19 protein-coding genes are annotated in these 23677 nt (G+C 54.8%); 6 read left to right on the plus strand and 13 right to left on the minus strand.

Annotation, left to right across the window (positions count from 1 at the left end; genetic code table 11):
* Positions 1–61: 61 nt before the first annotated feature.
* The 6 genes from H9L05_RS15295 to H9L05_RS15320 form a co-directional block, all read right to left on the minus strand.
* Positions 62–3139 (minus strand): T9SS type A sorting domain-containing protein, encoded by a 3078-nt coding sequence (locus tag H9L05_RS15295; protein WP_187731671.1) that lies wholly within the window; start codon positions 3137–3139, stop codon positions 62–64.
* A gap of 203 nt (positions 3140–3342) precedes the next feature.
* Positions 3343–4530, minus strand: coding sequence for a hypothetical protein (locus tag H9L05_RS15300; protein ID WP_187731672.1), 1188 nt, complete (start codon positions 4528–4530; stop codon positions 3343–3345).
* 123 nt (positions 4531–4653) lie between these two features.
* Entirely contained in the window at positions 4654–5487 is an 834-nt protein-coding gene (locus H9L05_RS15305) for a type 1 glutamine amidotransferase (protein ID WP_187731673.1), read from the minus strand.
* Positions 5488–5636: 149 nt separating this feature from the next.
* Positions 5637–6740 (minus strand): carboxylate-amine ligase, encoded by a 1104-nt coding sequence (locus H9L05_RS15310; RefSeq protein ID WP_187731674.1) that lies wholly within the window; start codon positions 6738–6740, stop codon positions 5637–5639.
* Positions 6741–6830: 90 nt separating this feature from the next.
* Positions 6831–7928 carry an ATP-grasp domain-containing protein gene (locus tag H9L05_RS15315; RefSeq protein WP_187731675.1) on the minus strand — a complete coding sequence of 366 codons (1098 nt, stop codon included), beginning with the start codon at positions 7926–7928 and terminating at the stop codon, positions 6831–6833.
* 87 nt (positions 7929–8015) lie between these two features.
* Positions 8016–8720, minus strand: a complete 705-nt coding sequence (locus tag H9L05_RS15320; protein WP_223284485.1) for an esterase family protein — start codon at positions 8718–8720, stop codon at positions 8016–8018.
* A gap of 138 nt (positions 8721–8858) precedes the next feature.
* On the opposite strand from H9L05_RS15320, the gene H9L05_RS26310 reads away from it, so the two are divergent.
* Positions 8859–10361, plus strand: coding sequence for an alpha/beta hydrolase-fold protein (locus H9L05_RS26310; RefSeq protein ID WP_308422034.1), 1503 nt, complete (start codon positions 8859–8861; stop codon positions 10359–10361).
* A 370-nt stretch (positions 10362–10731) separates the two neighbouring features.
* On the opposite strand, the gene H9L05_RS15330 is transcribed toward H9L05_RS26310, so the two are convergent.
* From H9L05_RS15330 to H9L05_RS15340, 3 genes are all read right to left on the minus strand, one after another.
* Positions 10732–11352 carry an AlbA family DNA-binding domain-containing protein gene (locus H9L05_RS15330; protein ID WP_187731676.1) on the minus strand — a complete coding sequence of 207 codons (621 nt, stop codon included), beginning with the start codon at positions 11350–11352 and terminating at the stop codon, positions 10732–10734.
* A 79-nt stretch (positions 11353–11431) separates the two neighbouring features.
* Complete coding sequence (locus H9L05_RS15335) at positions 11432–12322, minus strand: SDR family NAD(P)-dependent oxidoreductase (protein WP_187731677.1); 891 nt, start codon at positions 12320–12322, stop codon at positions 11432–11434.
* A gap of 369 nt (positions 12323–12691) precedes the next feature.
* The gene (locus H9L05_RS15340) at positions 12692–13123 is read right to left on the minus strand and encodes a DUF3127 domain-containing protein (RefSeq protein ID WP_133272501.1); all 432 of its coding nucleotides are present in this window, start codon (positions 13121–13123) and stop codon (positions 12692–12694) included.
* 199 nt (positions 13124–13322) lie between these two features.
* On the opposite strand from H9L05_RS15340, the gene H9L05_RS15345 reads away from it, so the two are divergent.
* A complete protein-coding gene (locus tag H9L05_RS15345; RefSeq protein ID WP_187731678.1) occupies positions 13323–14273 on the plus strand; it encodes an isoaspartyl peptidase/L-asparaginase family protein in 951 nt (316 codons plus the stop codon).
* Positions 14274–14398: 125 nt separating this feature from the next.
* Here H9L05_RS15345 and H9L05_RS15350 read toward each other — a convergent pair whose 3' ends face one another.
* Together H9L05_RS15350 and H9L05_RS15355 are read right to left on the minus strand one after the other, a co-directional pair.
* Positions 14399–15319 carry a cyanophycinase gene (locus H9L05_RS15350; protein ID WP_187731679.1) on the minus strand — a complete coding sequence of 307 codons (921 nt, stop codon included), beginning with the start codon at positions 15317–15319 and terminating at the stop codon, positions 14399–14401.
* 166 nt (positions 15320–15485) lie between these two features.
* Positions 15486–17300 carry a M1 family metallopeptidase gene (locus H9L05_RS15355; RefSeq protein ID WP_187731680.1) on the minus strand — a complete coding sequence of 605 codons (1815 nt, stop codon included), beginning with the start codon at positions 17298–17300 and terminating at the stop codon, positions 15486–15488.
* A 281-nt stretch (positions 17301–17581) separates the two neighbouring features.
* Between H9L05_RS15355 and H9L05_RS15360 the strand changes: the two genes are divergently transcribed.
* The 4 genes from H9L05_RS15360 (at position 17582) to H9L05_RS15375 (ending at position 21372) form a co-directional block, all read left to right on the plus strand.
* Positions 17582–18385: a L,D-transpeptidase scaffold domain-containing protein gene (locus H9L05_RS15360; protein WP_187731681.1), complete on the plus strand. Its 804-nt coding sequence runs from the start codon at positions 17582–17584 to the stop codon at positions 18383–18385.
* Entirely contained in the window at positions 18382–19338 is a 957-nt protein-coding gene (locus H9L05_RS15365) for a L,D-transpeptidase family protein (RefSeq protein ID WP_187731682.1), read from the plus strand. Before H9L05_RS15360 ends, H9L05_RS15365 begins: the two co-directional genes overlap by 4 nt.
* Before the next feature lie 366 nt (positions 19339–19704).
* The gene (locus H9L05_RS15370; protein ID WP_187731683.1) at positions 19705–20361 is read left to right on the plus strand and encodes a helix-turn-helix domain-containing protein; all 657 of its coding nucleotides are present in this window, start codon (positions 19705–19707) and stop codon (positions 20359–20361) included.
* 825 nt (positions 20362–21186) lie between these two features.
* Positions 21187–21372: a hypothetical protein gene (locus H9L05_RS15375; protein ID WP_187731684.1), complete on the plus strand. Its 186-nt coding sequence runs from the start codon at positions 21187–21189 to the stop codon at positions 21370–21372.
* Between the two features lie 138 nt (positions 21373–21510).
* Here the strand turns inward: H9L05_RS15375 and H9L05_RS15380 are convergent, their stop codons facing one another.
* Together H9L05_RS15380 and H9L05_RS15385 are read right to left on the minus strand one after the other, a co-directional pair.
* On the minus strand, positions 21511–22014 hold the full coding sequence (locus tag H9L05_RS15380) for a hypothetical protein (RefSeq protein WP_187731685.1): 504 nt from the start codon (positions 22012–22014) through the stop codon (positions 21511–21513).
* Positions 22015–22130: 116 nt separating this feature from the next.
* On the minus strand, positions 22131–23558 hold the full coding sequence (locus tag H9L05_RS15385; protein ID WP_187731686.1) for a DEAD/DEAH box helicase: 1428 nt from the start codon (positions 23556–23558) through the stop codon (positions 22131–22133).
* Positions 23559–23677: the final 119 nt, after the last annotated feature.

Below are 23677 nucleotides of genomic sequence, written 5' to 3' on the forward strand. Positions count from 1 at the left end.
AGAAGGTCCCACTTACCAAGTAGGACCTTCTTTATTGGGTTGAAACCTGTCAGACGTTCGTCTATTGTTTCACAAACCGCTTTACATAGGTCTGGCCCGGACTTGTAATGCGTAGAATATACACGCCCTCACTGAGGCTAGATAGTTGCTGATTAAGCCGTTGGTTGACTTGCTCCAAAGAGCCCGCCGCCTGTGCCACGGCCCGGCCATCGGCGCTCATTACCTGCATACGCACCTGCTGTCCGGCGGCAGCTGGCAGGCGCAGCTGCACCTTACTGGTAGCCGGATTCGGATAAATATCCAGCTGAGCATTAGCCTTTTGTGCACTGCTGCTGGCCGTTACGTAGCCAAAAGCAAAGCGCGTCAATACAGGATAATGGTCAGAAGTGGTGTTGGCGTAGTTGGGAATTAGGGCCGCCAGATCGGTGCGGAGCTGAGCCGTAGAAGGCAGGTAAAAAGTATTCAGCTCGCTGGACACCACAACGTGGTCGATAACGTCGCCAAAATCGACGGTGGAGCGCTGGCCTGTCTGGCTCAAAGGCAAGGTGAGCGCTGTGTAGTTGGCCACGTCGGTGGTGAAGGCGCTGAACGATGTAGCGGTGGTGTTCACGCCGGAGGCCACGGTCTGGTCGAGGTCATCATTGAAGTCGCCCAGAATAATAACGTTGCCGCTGCCGAAGCGCGTGTCCAGCTCTGCTTTCAGCGCATCGGCTCCCACCTTACGACGGTCGTAGGCCTCCTGAGCATCCGCAACGGAGGTGTTTTCGTTGGCTTTGGCGTGAATAAGCACAAAGTTTATGCGCTTCGTCTGGCCGTTGATAGTTATATCAGCCTCCATTAAATAAGGAAAGCGTCCCGAAGACCAAGCGTTATACTGGGGGCAAGTAGTGGCGTTATTGGGGCAGCGCAACAGTCCGGAGAACGTAGGATTGCTCACGACACCCGTGCGATACACAAAAACCAGCTTCTGGGCCGAAGCATAGTCGGGGTCGTTGTTGTCGGGGGCATTTGAACCGAATTCTGCCACCTTATACTTAAAGCTGCCGGGCAGCTGGCGCACCACCGCACCCAAGCGGGCCGTGTCCACTACTTCCGTCAGCCCATATACATCAGCATTCAGGTTTGTCAGAATAGTCTGTACGTTGGTCTGCTGCAAGTCATCATTGGCAGGTGCCTGCGCTGTAGAGCCAAACCACTCAATATTCCAGTTGGCTACGTCCAGCGTGTTGTCTGGCGCGTACGTATTGCCTGATACGGCTACAGTTACATTGGAGGCGCCTGTGGTACTGGCTGTTAAGGTAGAAGTATAGGAGCGCGCCGTCAGTGTAGGCGTGAAGCGCACGGTTAGGGTGGTGGAAGTGAAATTGGCCTCCTCTACGGTGTAAGTCAGGGAATTAGAAAAGGCAGTAGTGCCGTTTTTGGAGAGCTGGAAGGCTGGGTCAGATGATGTAATGGTTACGGGGCCCGTCAGGTTGCGGAAGGTAGCAGTGAGCGTTTGTTGGGCCGACGCGTTAATTGCCTGATAGCCAAAGGCCAGACTAGCGGGGTTGAGCAGCAAAACCGGGGCGGCTGGTGCATTGGCGTTTTGCAGGCGCAAATCATCCAACGTCCAACGGGCGGCTCCCAACTCCGGGCCACTGGTGTATACAAAAGCTATGTAAACGTTGGGCGCTTTAAAGCGAGTAAGGTCGATATCAGGCGTTAGCGTCCAGACATCGGAGCCACTGCCGGGGAAGTCAGCGTTCAGGTCGGTCCAGGTGACGCCGGCGGCGGTTGGGCTGCCCGTTCCCGAGTAGTTGGTCGAAACCCGCAGCCGCAGCGCCGCACCCGAGAAAGCCACCCGGCTCCAGAACGAGAAAATAGGAAACTGAAAGGTGCTCAAGTCAAAGGCCGGCGAAATCAACCAATCCTCATTGGGTACACTAGCACCCGAAGCAAAACCATTGATCTGTAGTCCATTAGGTGCAGAAGCGCGGTTGGTGGGGTCGTTGCCTGCGCGGCCAAAGGTGGTGCAGCCCCAGGTTTGCGGGCCCGTCACGCTGACGGCCGTCCAGGTATCGAAGCTGGTAGAGCCGCTGGGGCACACGTCAAACGAAAACAGGTTGTTGTTTGGATCGATGCCCGTACCAGAAACGGCTACACTCTTGGCTTCCGCCCCGGTGCTGGTATGCGTGATGGCCCCGCTGGTAGCGCCGCCTGTGGTGGGAGTAAAGCGCACATACACCGTTTGGGCCGTAGCCAACTCAGCGGGCGTAAAAGTGAGCGTAGAAGTGAAGACAGCGGCGGGAGCGTTGCTTTTGGATAAAGCAAAACCAGCTGGGGCCGTGGCTGTTACGTCGGCTGTCAGGCTGCTGCCGGTGATGGTATAGGACTTGAGCGCCGAGTTGGTGTTAATAGCTTGGCGGTCGAAGGCCAGACTGGCTGGGGTTACACTCAGCAGGGGCGAAGGGGTGCCCGCGTTGAACGACAAAGAAAAGTCGTCAATGGCCATTCCGTCATCGGCGCCGGCGGCATTGAAATCGGTCCAGCGAATCCAGAAAGTGGCGTTCGGAGCGATGTTCAGGTTGCTGATGGTGGCCGTGAGCGTAGCCGTATGAATAGGAGTAGCTACCCCGCCACCAATAACAGTTGCGCTGGGCGGATTGCTGTAGTCGAGCGCATCCACATCCAGCCAGCCATCGGTGGTAGTGAGCGAAGTGGCAGACGTACTGTATTGAAAATCAAGTCGGTCGGAGCGGGCAGTGCCGCCAACGCGCCAGGTTTCGCCCTGATACGTCAGGGTGAGGCTAGTGATGGTAGCGCTGGTATTGTTGGTGAAAGAAGCTCCCAGCGTAGGTGTCACGCTACCGCTAAGTAAGCCCCCCAGCGCCCGGTCCGTCGACCCATCGGCTCCGTAGCTATATGTATTGCCGCTATTCAGAGCGCCATTATTGGCCGTATAGGTAGTATTTGCTGCCGTTCCCACCTCCGCGAAATCCCAGCCAGTGGGAAGCGTAGTTTTCTCATTTGTGCCGGTAGCAGGCAGCAAATCAAAGTTTTGGGTGTAGGGGCTGGTGGTGAGGGGCGCCTGTGCCCATGCACCGGCCCCGTGCGCGAGTAGAAGGCAGCAAAGCAGCCGAAAAAGTAGAGTCTGTTTCATGAGACAGGTGTTTGGTGACGGATAAACAATCTACGTTCTTGTATTAAGAATAGATATTATTTTTATACTACAAATTCGCCCCGATTTCTGACGCTAAACTTCTCCTCAAACCTCTCCGCGAAACAATTCCTTTGGGCCCACAAACGAAAAAAGCCCCCTGGGGGGCTTTTTTAGCTAACAACCTGTGAATGAAGTGAACAGACTCATTCGAACAGGCACACTGTGCCGCCCACCCAATCTTTATTTTTATTAAAATCAACCCCAATCATTTCGCCCCGACTCAGGCGACCCAGATTGGTGAGCAAGAGCGGCCGTGGCGCCTGCTCCGGCCAGCCATACAGCATCCTGATTTCGCATTTCACCAGCCCGTCCGGCGACTGCACCACGGGCTCGTACTGCACTTTGCGTTGCAGCAGGTAGTTCTGCTTATCCGTAATGGCATCAAGGTCGGCAGCGGTTATGTGCAGGCGCACGCCGCTGCCGGCAAAGGAAAATAGCGGCTTAAGGACATAATTTTCCAGATCAGCGGGATAGGTAGTCAGCGTGTGCAGGAAGTGGCTTTCGGGCACAAACGGACTGTGCAGCAAGGGCATAGTGTACTTGCTGATGCGGAAAAACCAGTTCGGGTGCCCCACCCACGTAACGTCCACATCGTCGGTGAGCTGAAACTCCGTTTTCAGATCGGGGTGCTGATCCAATTCGTCGAAAATCAGGCGGTTATAAATGCGCTTGATAGGAACATGACGGCCTTCTTTCTCATAGTACAGCTGCCGTCCTTGCTTGCGAACCTTGGTCAGGCAAACAACCTCAATCCCCAAAGCCCGGCGCGTCAGCTCGAAGTCGAGACGGGTTTTCTGCTTTTCCGGAAATAGCTCCAGTAAGATCACCTGCTCCGGATTTTCATCGGCTACAATCAGCTGCCGCAAATGCTCGATGTAAGCGGCGCTCCCACCCGGCTGAAACACATGCGAAACCGAATCGGGCACCGGAAAATGCTCCCGAAACACCCGCGGCAGAAAGTCCTGAAACGCATAAAGCGATGGAAAGCCCTGTAGCTCAATTAGCTGAGGCTCCAGGTCGCCTTGCGCATTGCGGCAAACGGCAAAGTCAATTGCCAGGAAAGAAGTGTGCTCGTTTTCATTGGGCACGCGCTGGCGAGGCGGCACAGCCTGCTCGGTAAGCGATTTGAAATTGGGAGCCGTAAGCACATCAATGATGCTTTCGCCGGCGCTGATGAGCTTATCCCGCAGGGCAGCAGGTACAAAAATGGGCGTTTCAGCAATTCGGAAATCCGGCAGGCCAGGCAACTCACGCTCAATGGCTTCGAGCATTTCCTGGTAGCGCGATACGCTAAAGGCTTGGTTGTACGCTTGGCGGATTTCGGGAATCATAGCTAAGGAATAGAAGCGGAGTGGAAAGTAAAGGTTGGGCAAGTGTACGCAAAATAAAGAACGTCAGGCTCCACCTGCATGGCGCCTGACGTTCATTTAACTAAATGCCTGTGCTGATGCTTGCTATGCTGGTTGCAATGTAGCCTCAGGCGCTGATAGCGCGGTAATAGCTTCGCGTAGAAATGTGGGCACCACCACTGACTCCGTTAATTCGATGGTGCCAGGGTCCTGAAGCAGGCGCACCATATCGTTGTACTTGTCTTCGCCATGTTCCTGCACAATCTGCTGGCGCTTCGCATCGGTCAGGAAGTATCGCAGCATGCCTTCGCCATCAGCCTCCGGATGAAACTGAGTGCCAACTATTTGAGGCGTAAACCGGATGGCCATGATGGCCCGCTCCAATGGTACGTGTGGGCGTTCTTTTTCTAGGCACAATACCTTGATGCCCAGGTCTGCCATGTGGTTAGCATCAGGCTCAATTACCTGATAGTCGCGCGAATCGACGGCGTAGAACGGGGCCGGCAATGACGCAAACAAGGAGTCGTTATTGCCATCGCTTGTTTTGGTGATAGGAAAAATGCCAAACGAAGTGGACTTGCGCTTACTTAGCGTGCCAACACCTAAGTGCCGGCTTACCAATTGGAAGGAGTGGCAAATGAGCAGTAAGTGCTTTTTGCGTACATGAATGCTGTTCCAAGCAAAAATGCTGTCAATCAGCGCGAAATAGGGCTGCTCCCAAGCCTCATCGGAAGGAAGCGGGCTGCCCGGACCTCCCGACGAGATGTAAATATCGTAGTCCAACGTCGGCAACTCACTATTGGCCCGGACGTTAAAAATGTCGAAATACAAAGCCGCACCATCAGACTGAGCCTGACGAATTAACCGCAAAATACAACGCATGCCTTCGTTAGGCCGGTTGTCGTACATATCTAAAATGGCAATCTTCAAAAACTTCATGCAACGGTGCTTACTACAGAGAATCAGCCAATTATTGGAAAAAATTAGACCTCAGCAGTTGCCCAATGGGTCTGTGAGGTCTACACTCATTGGCAAGATACAACGCAGTTGTCTGTCAGTACGTTTTTATCCAATTATCATAACAAAAATCAAAGACCGAAACTGGTTTCCGCGACAATAAAGTCAACTACCTGCTTCAGGTCGCCTGTCTGACGGAATACGGCCAGCTGACGGTCGGCGCCGGTGCCCATTTCCAGCATTTTCAGCACGTACTCTACTTCCTGGCGGCTACCCAAATCATCTACCACATCATCCACAAAATCAAGCAGTTCGAGGATGAGCGTGCGGGTCGGAATCTCTTCCTGCTTGCCAAAGTCAATCATTTTGCCGGCAATGCCGTAGCGGGCGGCCCGCCACTTATTCTCATTGATGAGCGCCTTACGGTACTGCCGAAAGCTTAAGTTGCTGATTCTGAGCTTGTAAATTTTGGCTACCAATGCCTGCATCACAGCTGCCAGCGCAATGGCTTCATCGGCGCGCAGCATCATGTCGCAGACGCGGTACTCGATGGTGTTGAAGAACGGATGGAGGCGCAAATCCCACCATATTTTCTTGCCATTATCAATGCAGCCCGTTTTTACCAGCAAGGCAATGTACTCATCATACTCGCTGGCGCTGGCGAAGTGCTCCGGAATGCCCGTGCGCGGAAACCGCTCGAACACCTTGGTTCTGAACGACTTGTAGCCCGTTTCGCGACCTTCCCAAAAAGGTGAGTTGGTTGATAAAGCGAAAATGTGCGGCAAGAAATACCGCAGCGAGTTCATCATGTACACGCCCAGTTCGCGGGTTTCGAGGCCCACGTGCACGTGCATACCAAATACAAGGTTGGAGCGGGCGGCATCCTGCAGCTCCTCCACAATCTTGTCGTAGCGTACGTCAGCGGTGATGGGCTGATCTTGCCAGCGCGAAAACGGGTGCGTGCCCGCGGCGGCAATCTTCAGCCCAACCTTATCGGCCAGCTCAATCACCTGCTGGCGCAGATGAATCACCTGATGGCGTGCTTCCTCGATATTCTGGCAAATAGTAGTGCCCACCTCGACCACCGACTGGTGCATCTCGGCCTTCACCTGCTCCTGCAGAATCATTTGGCCCCCTTCCACAATCTGCGACATGTGAGAGCGCAAATCGCGGGTTTCCGGATCAATCGTTTGAAATTCTTCCTCTATTCCGAGCGTAAAAACAGGCTTAGCCATAACGTTACTTACTTATCAATGGGAAGAGATGCCGCGAAAAGTGCTGGGGGCTTTTTCTACTTTAATTCCTTAGAAAAAGCCCCCCAGATACTATTCCTGAGCTTTTTTAGCTTTGGGGGCTGCGGCCTTGGGAGCGGCTGCCTTCTTAGGAGCGGCCGCGGCCTTTGGCGCCGCAGCTTTTGCAGCGGTTGGCTTTTTAGCAGCCACCGTTTTGCCGGCCGGAATCGAATCCTGGAAACCGTTCTGAGCCGAACGTTGCACGAACGTGCCCCAGGTTAGGTTGTCGCGGCCGGGCTGGTAGGCGCGGGCCTTCTCGATGGCAAGGTTGGCGGCGGCTTCCACTACCCACTCAAAATTCTGCTGACCTACGGAGTTCACGTCAGCATCAGGAGCAGGGTTGCCAAAGTCAATGGCGATTGGAATACCGTCGCGCACGGCAAATTCTACGGTGTTGAAATCGTAGCCCAAGCCTTTGTTGAGGCGCAGTACATAATCTTTAATGGTAGCCAGAAGCTTTTCGCCGGCCGGGCCGGTGGTTTTCATCTGGGTGGCGTAGCGCTGATGAAACTCGTTGCGGGGCTCGTAAGGCATGATGAGCACCTCTTTGCCGCCGATGCAGTAGCAGCGGAAATAATCGTCGAACTCAATGGCTTCCTGAAGCAGCATTACCAGTTGGCCGGTTTCGGCGTAGGCGCGGAAAAACTCTTCGGGGTTGTGGAGCTTATACACGCTTTTCCAGCCGCCGCCGGAGTGAGGCTTCATAAAGGCTGGAAACCCGATTTTCTCGAAAGCCATGTCCCAATCCATCATTCGCAGATTGCGAAACGACCGTTCGCTGGTGTCGTCGGGGCGCTCTTTGGAGGGCAGCAGTAGGGTACGCGGCACGGGCACGCCAAGCTGCACAGCCAGGGCATTGTTGAAAAACTTCTCGTCGGCGCTCCACCAAAAAGGGTTGTTGATGACGGCGGTGCCGGTCAGAGCCGCGTTTTTGAGGTAGGCCCGATAAAAAGGGACATCCTGGGAAATGCGGTCGATGATGACGGCGTAGTCGGTGGGTACGTTCTGCTCGACCTGGTCGATGGAGACAAACTCGGCGGTGAATTCGCCGCCGGCTTTTTCATTTACCCGATCGACAAAAGCCTGCGGGAACGTGTTTTCCTGGCCAAAGAGGATTCCGATTTTTTTCATGGTGTAGAGGTTAAAGACTTAGGGAGGTGTTCAATATGAAAGGGCGTAGGGCAAAGCCCGACGCTGTGAACGGGCTTGGGGGCTTTTTTACATCTGGGACAAGTAGTGCGGAAACATTTCGCGCCAGATGGGCCAGTCGTGGCTGCCGTTGGGCCGGATGTCGAGCCAGTGCCGGATGCCCTTGTTGTGCAGAATGCCCGACATTTCCTCGTTGCCGGGGCGGCAGAAGTCGTGCTCCGCAGTGCCGAGCACGATATTCATCTGATGAAAATGCTCGTTCTGGGCATCGGGCATGTACTGTGGCGGATTGTTGTAGTACACGTCTTCGTCGTAGTGCCCATCCAGAAAGCGCCGCATATCGAAAGCAGCGCCCATCGTAAATAGATAAGCTACCTGCTCGGGGTGGCGGAAGGCGAAGTTGAGGGCGTGAAAGCCGCCGAAGCTGCATCCGGCTACGCCAATCTTATCGACGTGGCACTCCTGCTGAAGCGCGGGCACGAATTCCTGGCTAAGGAAACGGTCGTAGCGGTTGTGGTTTTGGACCCGCTCACCGGGGTGCAGGTGCTTGCCATACCAGCTGTCGTGGTCACGGCTATCGAGGCAAAAAAGCTTGATTTTGCCCGACTCAATAAACCAGCGTACCGATTCGACCAGCAGAAAATCCTTGGCTTCGTAATAGCGTCCGCCCGAGGTGGGGAAAATGACGATAGGGTACCCGTGCGTACCAAAAACCAGCATTTCGATGGCATGGCCAAGATGCTGGGAGTGAAAGGTGCGGTATTCTTCGTGCAAAATGGTCAGGACTTAGAGGGAGAGGAGAGTTGGAGAAAAGTAATGAAATATTTCATTGCACCATGTAAGCATGAGCTAAGAACCGGAAAAAGGTACCTTGCAAGCCTAACATAGCGTCCGCCGATTTAGCTTTTAGTAATGAATCAGTCACTTTTTTCGCCTTCCCAAGCCGCCACCGTACAAATAGTACGCGACGAAACGCTCAGTTCAGCTTCTTTAGAGCGTACGGTGCGGCTGGATGTGGTGTTGCCGCCGGCCTTCGATCCTGCCGGGCACGGGCCTTATCCGGTTTTGTATCTGAACGATGGCCAGGATTTGCGGCGCCTGCGCCTAAAAGCCACCCTCGATGCGCTGTATCAGCAGCAGGCGCTGCGGCCGTTCGTGCTGATTGCCATTCACGCCGGCGACCGCATGCACGAATACGGCACCGCCGGCCGCCCCGATTACCTGGAGCGCGGCAACAAAGCGCACCTCTACACCGATTTTGTGCTGGAAGAATTGCTGCCCTATGTGCAGCAGAAATACCACGTGACCTCCGACCCGGAGCAATCCGTTTTTGCGGGGTTTTCCTTAGGCGGGCTCATGGCTTTCGACCTGGTGTGGCGCAACCCGGACGCGTTTGCGTGGGTGGGCGTTTTTTCCGGCTCATTCTGGTGGCGGCGCAAAGCCTTTGACGATGGCTACATCGATGCCGACCGCATCATGCATGCGCTCGTGCGCTCGGGCCAGCCGCATCCCAGCCACCGCTTCTGGCTCCAAACCGGTACGCTGGACGAGACTAACGACCGTAACAAGAACGGCATCATCGACTCCATTGAAGATACGCTGGACCTGCTGGCGGAACTGACTCGGCAGGGTGTTCCCGATGAGCATATTCGCTACGTAGAAGTGGCTGGCGGCCGCCACAACCAGGAAACCTGGGGCCGCATTATGCCCGACTTTCTGCGCTGGGCCTTCGGCAAAACACCATCCCGGCCCTCCGATGCCTGGCTGCCCGCCGGCGCTCTGCCTTCCAAGCGGAACTGGGGCAGCTCTCAGCGTCTGAACCGGCAGCGGCGGCTGGCACCCAAAAAAGCCCCCCAGACCGCTGAAACCCCAGTGCCAGCGGAGTCAGTTGTAATTAAGCAGCCCATCAGCGGCGAATATCCCGCGTATTACGAAAACTACCTCCGGCACGTACCCGACAGCATCGATCCGGTGGAGCTGCTGGAAAAACAAGGCGCCCACGTTCGGGCTTTGCTAGGCGCCCTCACCGATGAGCAGGCGCTGCTGGCATACGCCCCCGAAAAGTGGACCATTAAGGAGATGATTCTGCACATACTGGACTCAGAGCGCATTTTTGCCTACCGCGCCCTGTGCATTGCTCGCGGCGACCAGCAGTCGTTGCCGGGCTTTGATGAAAACGCCTACGCCCAGGCTTCGGAAGCCAACACCCGCCCGCTGGCAGATTTGCTGGCCGAGCACGCCGCCGTGCGCGCCAGTACCGTAGCGCTGTACCGGTCATTTGCCCCCCACATCCTCGACAAGGTGGGTATGGCCAACGAGCACCCCATCAGTGTGCGGGCGCTGGTGCATGTGGTGCCGGGCCATGAAGCGCATCATTTAACAATTTTACATGAACGGTATTTGCCGTTATTGTAGCTTTAAAGCGCACAACACAAGCGAAGCTGCCTGCGTTAATACGTCCACCTCTCACCTTCATCTGTTCTAGTCATGGCTAAAGCACAAGACGCCCGCAAAGAGAAAAAGAAAGAGCCGACCAAGACGGCCAAAGAAAAGAAAGCCGCCAAGGACGAAAAGAAAAAATCGCGCGAGAGCAGCAGCGAACTGTAAGCTGCTTACGCCCGAAAAAGCCCCCAAGTGTCAATTGGGGGGCTTTTTTGTGTTCGCCTAAATCAGGCGGTCATGCAGAGCGCAGCGAAGCATCTCGCTCTCGGTCGTCTGATTACTAATTCTACTAAACACGCGAGATGCTTCGCTTCGCTCTGCATGACTGCCTTTTATAATCACTTTATAACGTATAATACACTTCCTTCTGCTTGTCGTGATGGCGCAGATAACCGTGCAGAACGAGCTTGATGAGGGTGCGGTAGGCGCGGCGCTGTCCTACATTGATGAGTTTTTGGTATTGGGCCAGCGTGATGCGCGGATTGGTGCGCAGGTAATCGAGCACGGCCAGCTCATCTTTGTTCAGCGGGATTTTCTCGAAGGTTGGCTCTTCGCGTTGCAGCACTTTTTCGGTGAGGCTGCTGGTTTGCACGCTCTGGTCGCGCACGCGCACGTAGCCGCGCCAGTCGCCCTCGGCCACTTGAGCGCGGTGGGGCTTGTGGGCGCTTTCGCGCACCGTCACGATGAGTACTGTCCGGTTGTCTTCTTCTACTTCTTTGAACGTGAGCAGGATAGGCGGATCTACGTAATGGGTGGCCGCCTCGCGCAGCACATGTATTTCCTCCGCGGCATCGCGCACGCCCACAATTCGCCCGTCATCATCGACGCCGACCAGCACGTAGCCACCGCGCGTGTTGGCCAGGGAAGCCAGGGTGCGCGAAATGCGCGTCGGGTGCGTGGTCTTTTTTTTAAATTCCACCTGCTCCCCTTCGCCTTCCCGAATCAACTCCTGTAGCGTAGGCATGGGCTATGCACTAATGTTGAACTAAAAACTTGCCCTGAAGAGCCAGCTAAGAAAATCAAACGTGCTGATAATTAACTACTTATCTGTTATTCCACGCCCGTTTCCTCCTGCGAGAGGCGCCAGAGGCGGGCAGATTCGGGGCGGCTCTGGGAGCGGCCGGAGGCACGGCTGGGTTTGCGGTTTTTGAAATACTTGCCGCTAACTCCTTCCACCTCAGGCGAAGAGGCCAGGTAGATGCTGGTTTGGGCGCCTTTCTCGGGCTGATCATAAATGGCCGGGCGGCCCACCACATGGCTTTCATCAAGGGTGAACTTCCAGGATGGACCAAGCCCGTATCTACCATGCCGGGGTGCAGGCAGTTGGCCGTTACCTTCGTGAGGTCTAGGCGGTGAGCTAACTCGCTCGTGAACATGATGTTGGCTAGCTTGGAGTCGCAGTAAGCCGTGAACGAGCTGTATTTTTCGCGCGCATTGCGGGCTTCGGCCGAAGTCTCTATCTCACCCAGCCAGTGCGCTTCGGAGGCTACGGTAAGAATACGCGCTTTCGGAGCTTCCAGCAGCTGCGGCAACAGCAGATTGGTCAGCGCAAATACGGCCAGATGATTTGTGGCCCAGCTCAGCTCGTGGCCTTCTTCGGTGATGGTAAGCGGGCCCGGAAATATGCCGGCGTTATTCACCAGAATATCAAGCTGATCGAAGCGGCGGCTTACTTCCTCGGCCAGGGTGCGCACGTTGGCCAGCAACGACAGGTCGCAGAGCAGCAAATCGAGCTGAGCGTCGGCACCGATGGCTTCGCGGATGGCCGTGCGGGCTTGCTCGCCGCGCTCCGGGTTGCGGCACACCATTATTACGCGGGCGCCGCGCCGTGCCAGCTCGCGAGCCGTTATCAGCCCGATGCCGCCGGAAGCGCCAGTAATGAGGGCCGTTTTACCGCGCAGGGGAGGAGAATTTGATTCAGAGGACGCGGTCATCAGAAAAAAACAAAATCAGTAGTGGGGGGCAAAAATTGAGGTAACGTACGCTTTAGAAGGGCAGACGTTGAAAAACAGGCAGTGGTTAGGCAGTAAACGGCTTTTCAAGATGAAAAAGTGTCTTTGATCAAAAAGGCATGCGATAAGTAATGAAAGCAAAAAAGAACGTCATGCAGAGCGCAGCGAAGCATCTCGCGTGCTGATGTGAGGTTAGTAACCCAAATCAACACGCGAGATGCTTCGCTCCGCTCTGCATGACTCAAGACCATCATCTGAAACAAAATCTAAGTAAAAAAGCCCCCCAGCCGAAAAAAACAATGCCGCCCTCGGTAGAAGGCGGCATTGAGAAGATTTCGCAAAGCAGAGCGCTTAGAAAGGAAGATCGTTGTCGTCGTCGCCGGCGATAGGAGCGGCGGGCTGAGCGCGAAGGTTCGGGTTTTGGTTCTGAGCGGGGGCCGCAGCGCGGGGAGCCGCTTGCTGCTGATTGCCATAGTTGCCGCCAGCAGCGGGAGCACCGCCACCTGCACCAGCTTCGATGCGCCAGGCTTCCAGGTTAGTGAAGTACAGCATCTGGCCGTTTTTGTTGAAGCCGCGGCCACGCAGATTAAACGTCACTTTTACCTCGTCGCCGATTTTGAAAGGATCTATCAGGGCTGTCTTATCCTGCACCAATTGGAACTTGATATGCTCGGGGTACTGGCCCTCCTGGACTTCCAGCACGAACTCGCGCTTGCGGAATTTTTCACTCACCTGCTGTTCGTCGAAAATCTCGTGCAGGCGGCCGGTAGCGTCGTAAGCCATAAAAAAGGAATAGTTGAAATGATGAAAATGGGAAGTCAAACGTACGAAAAAAAACCCGTTTCGGTTAATAAAACGGGTCGAACTCCGGTCCGTTGAATGCGTACCTAGTAGGACCAGGAACACCCGAAACTGGTTCCCGAAGCTACCCAGGGTTTGTCTATATTTTGCGCTTTCAGGCGTATCCACCCATTTCTTGCTTATGAAATCCACCTTTGCACTGGCCATACACGGCGGGGCCGGCACCATCTCCCGCGACCAAATGACCCCCGAAAAGGAGCAGGCCTACCACGCCGCGCTCCGGCAGGTGCTCGAAGCGGGCCACGACGTATTGCGCCAGGGCGGCGCCGCCCTCGATGCAGTAGAAGCGTCGGTGCGTGTGCTCGAAGATTCACCTTTGTTTAACGCTGGGCGAGGAGCCGTATTCACCCATGATGGTCGCCACGAAATGGATGCGGCCATCATGGACGGGCGAGACCGAAGCGCAGGCGCCGTGGCAGGCGTGCGCAATCTGCAAAACCCGATCAGCGTAGCTCGCATGGTGATGGAAAAGTCGGACCACGTGCTGCTGGCCTGGCCGGGTGCGGAGGATTTTGCCCGCGAGCACAACCTGCCCACCCAGCCCGACGAGTACTTTTTCACCCAGCATCGCCACGACCAATTGCAGGAAGCGCTGGAGTCGGGGGGAATTCAGCTTGACCACAGCGAATCGAAAAAAGCCCCCCAGCCCAAGAAAATGGGAACCGTGGGTGCGGTGGCCCGCGACCAGCACGGCAACCTGGCCGCGGCCACCAGCACCGGCGGCATGACCAACAAGCGCTACTCCCGCATCGGCGACTCGCCCATTATTGGGGCCGGCACCTTCGCCGACAACCGAACCTGCGCTATTTCCTGCACTGGCTCGGGCGAATACTTTATGCGTGCCGTAGCTGCCTACGATGTAGCCTGCCTCATAGAATACCGTGGCCTGAGCTTAGCCGAAGCCTGCCGCATCGTGGTGCACGATAAGCTAGAGCCAGTAGGGGGCGAAGGTGGATTGATAGCGGTAGATGGCGCCGGTAATCTAGCGCTGCCCTTCAATTCAAGTGGCATGTATAGAGGCACCATCACTTCCGAAAGCCCACTTTTCACCGCTATTTATGAGGATAAATAGCTGCATTCAGACTGCGACATATATATAAGGAGTGGTACGCTGACCTTAGATATCGAGCTTTGTCAATTAAAAAGGCCGCGCTTCCTTGGAAGCGCGGCCTTTTTAGTGAAGAAACAAGAAGTATTCTACCTCACCTGCGACTCAGGCTTGGGCGAAGCTATGGGGGGCAAAACTGCCTTACTTGGGTAGAACTTGCGCTCCTCTATATTATACACGTTGCCTTTGATGAGCACATGCAGCACCATGTTTTCGATGGAAAGGGCTGCGCCTTTCTTCGCTAGGCTGGCGTTGTTATGCTCCAAGTTGTGCCCGTCCATAATCACGACCAGGTTGGAGCCGATGGTTTCAATCAGATTGCCCTCCGTGATAAGTATACCGGTGTCCTCACCCAAACCGATACCGATGAGCTTGGGGTATAGGGCAACGGCCTCAATGAGCCGGCCGAAGCGGCCGCGCTTCACGAAATGAGAGTCAATGACAACTTTAGGCATCAGGGCGAGGCCCGTACCCATTTTGACGGCACCTTTCATTAGGGCATCGGGCACGCTGCCGCCCCGAATCATGACTTTTGACATGGCCATGGCCCCGGCGCTAGTGCCGGCGATGATAAAATTGGGGTGGTTGTGGTAGCGCTCCGTAAGCACACGCAGAAACTCGGTGTTGCCGAACATTTCGGTCAGCCGCGACTGATTGCCCCCGCTAAACATGATAATGTCGGCGTCGCGCAGGCGGTCCAGGTGCTCAGGCCGGTCAGTATCCTCGGGCACCCGGATATCAAACACCCCCACGTTCAAGCAATTGAGCATGGCAAAGGAAGCCACATAAATGCGGGCTACCTCTTCCGGAATCATGGAGGCAGTGGTAACAACCTCAATGCGCGGGTCGGCTTTCCCCGATTCGGTTACAATGCGTTTCAGAATACCTAACTCAAAGAAGTTGAGGTAATATTTCTTCTTGGTGCGGGGGTTGGGGTAAGTGCCTTTATCTTCATTGCCACCGATGGCAATCAGTTTACCGAGAGGTTTTAGATTTTCCAATACCAACATTCTATACTAGTTCAACACAAAAAACAACAGAGCAGTCAGCTCCAAATTCAAGCAAGCTTCGGGCCATGCGTGGCCTAGGGTAGCTCCCCTGGCAGAGCGGGTAACTGGTCGCTTAACAACTCAACAACTCAAATCTCTTACTTTCGGCCCTTTTTCTTCTTCAGATTTAGGCCGGGCGGCCCAGTAGCGCATCAAATGTGCTGGTAGCTACGGCGTGATAGTTGGGCCGGGCGCGGGCATAGATTGCCTGGGCGCGGGCCAGCCCATCGGGGAGGGCCAGAAGCGCTTTATAAAGAGGAGTTAAAAACTTACGTCGGCCTACACGCAGCAAAAAACGCTGGGTAGCTTCCTCGGCCGGCAGATGGCCGGTTGCCAAAGCAACCGGCAGCCAGGCAGTCAGAATTTCGGCGTTGCCGGATTGGGTGAGCGCGAAGGCCGCATCCAACTCTGAAATTTGCCCCCTGGACAAATCCGTAGGCAGCCCCTGTATAAAGTACACCCACTCATGCGTGCTCCACTCCGACACCACCAGGTCGGCGGCCGGCGTGCCACGTTCCCACTGCCGCCGCGCGGCATCAACCGCCGCGAAGCGCTCGGATGTTACGGCCGGGGCCCCGCTCGGAATACCGGACCCGTTGATCCAGGCGTCGAGCTGCAGCTTTTCTTCGAGGCCGGGCTCCCGATCCAGGAGCTCACGGCGCAGGTAAGCCACAAAGGAAACCGTGTCCATGCTCTGAAAACTGTGCTGCGCGAAGTACTCCTTAATAAAGGCGTCGAGGCGGGAGCGACCTATAAGGCTCTCCAGGGTGAGGAGGAGGTAATTGCCTTTTTCGTACGCAATATCATTAAGGCCATCATCTGGGTCGCGGCCGGCAAGGTTGAGGTAGAGGTGGGTGTCGGGGCTTTGGGGGCCAATTTCCTCTATGGTATGGAGCAACGACTTATAACCCAGCATCTGAAGCATAGCGGCGTAGGCGGGGCCATATAGCTTCTCCATTATCCGCCGCTCAAAATAGACCGTGAAGCCTTCATTTAGCCAGAAATCATTCCACGTTGCATTTGTAACCAGGTTGCCCGACCAGGAGTGAGCAAGCTCATGCGCTATTAAGCTGGTCAGGCTACGGTCGCCGGTGATTACGGTAGGTGTTACAAATGTTAATCTTAAGTTTTCCATTCCACCAAAAGGAAAGCTGGGGGGCAAAACCAACAAATCGTATTGTTCCCAGCGGTAAGGTCCGTACAAGCCCTCGGCTGTTGCTACCATTTTTTCCAGGTCTCGGAATTCCGAGGCAGCCGCTGGCAAGCTTACAGGTTCGGCATAAATGCCAGTGCGGGCACTGATGGGAGTGTAGCTTAGGTCGCCCACAGCCAGCGCCATGAGATACGCAGGAATGGGCTGCGTCATCCGAAAGTGGTACTCGCCCTGCGGGTCCTTTGCCTGCGGATTCTCGGCGCTCATCAGCGCCAGCAGATGGGCCGGCACCCGCACCCAGGCATTGTAAGTGAAGCGCACGCCGGGCGAGTCTTGGCAGGGAAGCCAGGTGCGCGCCAGAATTGCCTGCGACTGGGTAAACAAAAATGGCTGCTCCCGGCCGGCGGTTTGGATAGGAGGCAGCCACTGCAAAGCGGCTGCCTCGGGTGAGGTCTGATACCGAATGGTGACAGCCGTAGTCGCCGGCTTCACGGCTATGCGCAAGGCCTGACCCAGCACCTCGTCGGGGGCTCCCAACTCGTAGGTGGTAGCCGGACCATCAGGGCCGTCGAGCAAGACGGACTCTATCAGAAGGTCGCGGGCATCCAGATAAATATCGGGGGCACCGCCGGGGTTGCTAAACTGCCACGTGGCCTGACCCGTGAGTGCCTGCGCCGTAAAGTCAACGCTTAGCTCAAGGGTTAGGTGATGAACCCGGGCTTCGGCAGGGCGGGCGTAGCTGTGCGGATCGGGGCTGGGGAAAGAAGCAGGAGCAGAGGAAGTGGGCATTGGCAAAATCCAAAAAGTGCGATTTAATCTTTTCCTCAAAAAGGAGGGCGAGGAAAGTAAAGGTAGCCAAAACCCTCGCTGGGGAGCAGCAACGCAGTATACAAGTGTGGAAGCAAAACATGTATATTGCCAACCGAGGCGTATTCGTAACCCTGCGGAAACTTCGCGGGGCCGAATGCAGTAGAACGCCCAAGCCGCCACCAGGGACCTATCTTAGGTTCAGGTTTGTTGAGGAGGTTGCTTGGTACTATTTGCGTTTTCTGTCGCTTCTTTATTTACATATGAAATCTCTCTTTCGCTTTTCTTTTCTCTCCACCTTCATGGTTTGGCTGCTGGGCCTTGCGGTGCTTGCCACGTCCTCATCATGCAGCCAGGATCAGAAGGATCAAATTAAAGATGCTCTCCCCGGTGCGCTCACTAAAGCAGGTGGCCCTCAGCCCAAGCTGGACAGCACCTACGTAATTCGACAGATGAGCGCTGAGCCTGCTTTCAAGGAGCACATCGATTGGGGCAAAAAGTTTTATAAGGAGCGGGACTACCGCCTGGGCTGGTTCCGAAACCATGAGCTGGTGCCGCAGGCCAAAACAATGCTTGGGGTGCTGGAAAAAGCCGCCGATGAAGGCCTGAATCCTAAAGACTACAAAATCAAGGACTTCGATAAGCTTTTTGCCGATCTGGAGGCAGTGCAATCCGATTCGACCAAGCGCAATGCCTTGGAAAAGGAGATTGATGTAGCCTTATCGAGCACGTATTTCAACTGGGCCTCCGATTTTTATCGGGGGACGGTAAGCCCGCGCGAAGTCAAGAATATAGATTGGCGCGTAAAACGTAACAAGATCAAGCTGCACAAGGCCCTGATGACGATCCTTCAGGAGCGGGAAAGCACCTATCCTTACTACGAATTTGAGCCACTGCACCCGGAGTATAATGCCCTGAAAAAGGCCTTGGCTGACTACCGGGCGTTGCAGCGCAATGGCGGCTGGCCTATCATTCCGGCTGGCACCAAGTTGAAACCAGGGAGTTCATCGCCGGCCGTTGCGCAGTTGCGGCAGCGTCTGCTGGGGGCAAAGCTGAGCCTGAAGTGACGCCGGTGCAGCCCGTAAATAACAACGGCGCCGCTGCTGCACCGACCGCTAATACGAGTCCGGCCGCTGTCTATGAAGGCGAGTTGGTAGATGCCGTGAAGGCCTTTCAAACGCAAAATGGCCTCAAGCCCGACGGCGTAGTTGGAGGAGAAACCTTGCGTCTTCTCAATGTGCCGCTGGCCGATCGCATCGATCAGATCATGCTGAACATGGAGCGCTGGCGCTGGATTCCCAAACGATTTGAACCAGATTATTTACTGGTTAATATTCCCGATTATAAGCTTCACGTTATTGAGGACAACAAGGAAGTGTTCAATATGCGTGTGATTGTGGGCAAGACTTTGAACGCCACGCCGGTGTTCAGCGACAAGCTGGAATACGTGGTTTTGTCGCCTTACTGGAACGTGCCCATGAGCATCATCCAGAAAGAATTGGCTCCTAAACTGGCCAACGATCCTAGCTACCTAGACCATCTGGATATGGAAGTGGTGAAGGGATACGGAGCCAAAGCAGTGCCCGTCGATCCCGGTTCTATTGACTGGACCAACGTGAACGAGAAGACGTTTAAGTATACACTGCGTCGTCGTCCGGGCCCTAAAAACGATTTGGGTGAGGTGAAATTTATCTTCCCGAACTCCGACGATATCTACCTCCACGACACTCCCAACGATGAGTTGTTTAACCAAACCAAGCGTGGCTTTAGTCATGGTTGTGTGCGGGTAGAGGAGCCCATCAAGCTGGCGGAATATCTGCTTCGCAACAAGCCCGGCTGGGACCGGCAGACTATCACGGATACCATACAGGCCCGCAAAGAGAAGTACATAACACTAAACGAAAAGCTGCCCGTGTATTTGGTTTACTTCACAGCGTGGGTAGATGAAGGTGGGAGCGTGCATTTCCGCGACGACATCTATGGGCATGATAAGGTGCTAGCTCAGCAGTACTTCAACTAAGGATTTCGTACTTAGGCTGTATCTTCTTCGAGTGTATTAGATAAGGTTCTTAGCCAAAAAAGCCCCCCGCGACTTAGCGTTCGTGGGGGCTTTTTGCTGCTGTAAATTTTAAGATCTGCCTCTTTGACCATCCTTTACCTGCTCCTGATGAATCTGTGTGGATAACAGCAAAATCAGCTTACAGTAGGCGCACGTAATTCTATATGAGTTTATATTTGACATTTGTAAACAGCTGTACTATTATTTACTGTTGTTAACATACGTAACGCAATGAGCATGTATAGTTTATAAATGTAACTAGTATCGTGATGCACCAATGATTCCTTCATACTCGTACATTTGTAAATCATTAGTCCAGCACATATTATGGTTGAGCGCATCCGGCAGATTTTACAGACCCGACAGTTGAGTCCTACTCAATTTGCCGATGCGCTGGGCCTGGCGCGTCCTATTATAAGCCATGTGCTTAGTGGGCGCAATAAGCCAAGCCTTGAGGTTGTCCAGAAAATAATCGCAGCCTTTCCAGACATATCATTGCCGTGGCTCCTGAGTGGGCAAGGCCCCATGATGGCTTCTGTTGCTTCTCAACCTGCTACCCTAGCTCCAGCCGCCCTAGAAAGCACCGCAATACCCGTTAGCCCAGGTCCAACAGCGGCTAAGCCACGCCCTAAACGCACGGCAGCACATGCCCAAGAAGCCACTGTGCCCGTTGCTACGGCCGCCCCGCCTGCACAGCCAGCATCATCTACTCCTGCCCCGCCGGCTCCAGTGTACGCCGCTCCTGCGCCCGAAAGCATGGAGGCGCCTCGGCCAGCTTCACCGGAGGTGGCCACTCAGCCTGCACTTGCTCCATCAGCGGCTGTTGCTGCGCCGCAAAACGCCCCCCAGGCACCTGCTACCCCGGCGCCCGCTTCCCCCGATTTGCTGTCAGCTTTCGCGGAGCCAGGCAAAACGATTCGCCGCATCGTGATCTTTTATCATGATGGCACCTTTTCTGCATACCAGCCGGAAATGCCCGGTTAGGGTATTGCTCTTGCCTGCTTAAGGTAGCCAAACTACTTAACCAACTCCCGGCGTATATCCCTCTGAAACCGCCTGCGTGAGGCGTTTTCAGATACGTATATAGCCCTGTTTTTTAGCCCTACAAGACACAAATATTTAAAATGCTGTATAAGGGGTATGCAGCCTTTTATACCAACCGAAGTACAATCAGGTCTGACCTGTTTTTATGGGTTTTTGGGCTGTGCGTAAAAGGTGATTTATCCATAGGATACGCATGAAAATTATGTCTGTATCAATAAGGATAATCATAGTTGAAAGCAGGTATATGATATAGATATTGTTTTGCAGATATTTTAATCATATATACCGAATAATCAGATGTTTACAGCAATTTTATCAAAGTAATACTAGTAGTATTCGTGTGCTGTTTTGGAGGCTGTGAGTTTATTGCTTGATTGCAAAAGAAGGGCTATAATTAATTGGTTGTCATTGCTGCGCTGATTTTAAGAGATTACTAAGCCTTTTGACATGGTTAATTCATGTTAAAAGTGAAAGTGACAGGAGGGTGGCAGGGCGCTAAAGGCTTTAGTACTAGCTCTTGAATGTGCCGCGAGTTTGAACGCATAGTGAGACCATCTATCAGGCCTGCCTACACGGCTTTTTTATCGGTCTTAATATGCTCGCTCTTTCGTCTTAGTTTTCAAATGTTATCTGGCGGAAGGGTGTGGGCAGGTGCATTGCTACCTCACTTGGTATATGGGATTAGCCATACATAACTTGTTGCGTTCTCAAAGCTGCTTTTTCGTTTAGCATAGCAGTTGGGAGTTTTGACGGGGGTGCTTACCTTTGGCGCATGAAAAAATTCCGTCTGCTTCTGCTGTTTGCTTCCTGCGCCTCGATCCTCATGACGACGTCTTGCTCAGTGCCCCAAACGCTGAGGAAGATCCCAACGCCGATGCGGCCTACAAGCGTGCCCACCGCACGGAGATGTACCGCAAGGCACAGAGCAGCGAACCTTCCATTCAACAGTAGTTACTTCAAGGCCGGCCGCTATACTGGCCCGGCGTAGTAGATAGACCTCAGAATATAACACAGAAGCCCCACCCGACTTATGTCAGGTGGGGCTTCTGCATTGCTAGTCAGTTTGCCTATGAGAGTTAGCCCTTGTTATTAGTCGACCAACACCGTTGCTAGTTGCTCGGTGGTGGGAACCGGAGCGGGCTGGGGGGCAAAATCGGGGAGGCTGATGTCGGCTAGTAAAGAGTTTTCCAACAAGTCGGCCCAAGTGCGCAGGTAGAGTACAACGTCGTCGCGCTGATTGTGGCGGAGAGCATTGCGACGCTCAAAGGGAATTGCCGCCCGAATGGTAGGGTCGGCGAGGCGTTCGAGGTGCGTCAGATCTTCGCGCGAGAAGCCTAAAGCCAGCATTTCGTCAATGGTTTGATCGATGGGCAGGCCGCTGGTGGGGCAATAGTCGATTAGTTGGCGCTCCCAATCGCCGTAGCGCTGCATGGCGCGGGCGTGAATCTCAGCTTTCGTGAGGCGCGTGACAGTTTGGGCAAGGTGGCCGCAGTTGCAGCTGCCCATGTGGCCCCATTGATAAGGAGCCTGAGTAGCGAGGCGCTGAGCCGTGTCGCGCAGGGCCTGAATAACGGGAAGAGTGCTCTTAGCCATAAAAGGGTAGATCGGGTTGAGACAAGTACTGGACGACTTCCAAGAATATAAGGCTAAAGAACACCGTTTTGTTTCACAAAAAAGCGGGGCCGACTACTTGTCGGCCCCGCTTAGTGTTAGCTTGCTGAGTGGCTATCGGCCATTTCCGCCGCTGCCGTAGCGACGACGATTTTGCCCCCCACCACTGCTACCGCTGCTCGTGCGCTCGCCACCGGCGGGCCGGGGGAAGAAGAGCGCGGACCAGCGGCCTGGCGTCCTTGACCACCGCGGCTCGCTGACTCAGCGCCAGCACGGGCTGGGCGTCCACCGCCGCCACCCTCGCGGCCGGGCCGCGCTGGGCGACCAGCCGGGCCCTTCGGACGCGGAATGGATTCGCGACCGTTTAGCAGCACGGGCGCAATAGCCGTGGAGCGGAAAGGGTGCGTAGCCACGTCGATCTGGCGGCGGATCAGCTTCTGAATGTCCTGAAGGTAAGCGCGCTCTTCGTCTTCGCAGAAGGAAAGGGCAATACCATTGGCTCCGGCCCGGCCCGTGCGACCAATGCGGTGCACGTAGGTTTCGGGCTCGTTGGGGATTTCGTAATTAATAACGTGCGTCAGCTCATCCACATCAATGCCGCGGGCGGCAATGTCGGTGGCGACCAGCACGCGGATGCTGCCAGCCTTGAAGTTGGACAAAGCGCGCTGCCGGTGATTCTGGGACTTGTTGCCGTGAATAGCTTCGGCGGCAATGTCGGCCTTCACCAACGTTTTTACCACTTTATCAGCGCCGTGCTTGGTGCGCGTAAATACGAGTACCCGGCGGATATTCTTGTCAGAAAGCAAATGCTCCAGCAAGTCGGCTTTATCGTGCTTATCAACCATGTACACGGCTTGGGCCACCGTATCGGCCGTGCTTGACACGGGCGTAACGGCCACCTTCACCGGGTTTGGCTTCAGAATCGTGCTGGCCAACTCCTGAATAGGACCAGGCATAGTAGCCGAGAAAAACAACGTCTGGCGAGCGGTCGGCAGCTTGGGCAGAACACGCTTGATATCGTTGATAAAGCCCATATCCAGCATGCGGTCGGCCTCGTCGAGCACGAATACTTCCACGTGGCGCAGGTCCACGAAGCCTTGGTTCATCAAGTCGAGCAGACGACCGGGCGTAGCAATGAGCACTTCCACGCCGCGACGCAGGGCGTTGGTTTGGGGCAATTGGCCTACGCCACCAAAAATAACGGTGTGGCGCAGCGGCAAGTGGCGACCGTAAGCCGCGAAGCTTTCGCCAATCTGTATGGCCAGCTCGCGGGTAGGTGTAAGCACCAGGCAGCGAATGCGCGAGTGCGACACGTGCGCTACTTTGGCCGTCTGGGTCAGAATTTGAAGAATCGGAACAGTAAAGGCAGCGGTTTTGCCGGTGCCCGTTTGGGCAACGCCCAGCAAATCGTGGCCTTCCAGCACCTGCGGAATGGCTTGCTGCTGGATAGGGGTGGGCGTGGTGTAGCCTTCCTCGTGCAAGGCACGGAGGATAGGATCAATCAGATTGAGTTCGTCGAATGACATTGAAAAAGATAAAAGGAGCCACCCCTAACTAGTACAGCAGGCGGCAGCCGACAAGAAACGCGGCTTCAGAAACCGGTCGAAAAAGAGAAAAAGCCCCAGCGTTGCCGGGAGCGTAAGCG

This window comes from Hymenobacter qilianensis (genome assembly GCF_014489555.1).
Classification (GTDB): Bacteria; Bacteroidota; Bacteroidia; order Cytophagales; family Hymenobacteraceae; genus Hymenobacter; species Hymenobacter qilianensis.